The organism is Paenibacillus terrae (assembly GCF_000943545.1).
Classification (GTDB): domain Bacteria; phylum Bacillota; class Bacilli; order Paenibacillales; family Paenibacillaceae; genus Paenibacillus; species Paenibacillus terrae_A.
Genome location: NZ_JTHP01000209.1, coordinates 1 through 354 on the forward strand (window position 1 = coordinate 1; position 354 = coordinate 354).

A 354-nucleotide genomic window follows, 5' to 3' on the forward strand; every position below is an offset into this window, starting at 1 on the left:
GGCAAACGAAATCGCACTCTTATGACCTGCGATGATTTTATACTTGGCTCCTCCTGTATTTGGCACATTGTTTGATTTATAAACCGTCATGCCATCAATATCCCCGACATAACCTGTGCGGATAATATTTGGGTCTTTGGTGAAACGGGCATCTTTCAGTAGCAAGCCATAGTACCATGCAGGAACCACCACAAATCGTTCCGATTCAGGTACATTATTTTCGTCCAATATTACGCCTAAATCAATTAGCAAATCATAGGCTGTATCTTTTGTTGGAATTATTGGCGTTGCATCATTACCCATCGTATTCTCAGCTTTAACCTCCGTGTAAAATCCAGCAAGATACTGATCCAC

The 354-nt window shown here is 41.2% G+C and carries 1 pseudogene; it reads right to left on the minus strand.

The window, feature by feature from the left end:
• Positions 1–303, minus strand: a pseudogene (locus QD47_RS29700) (P22 coat protein - protein 5 domain protein); the annotation flags it as partial.
• Between the last annotated feature and the right edge of the window lie 51 nt (positions 304–354).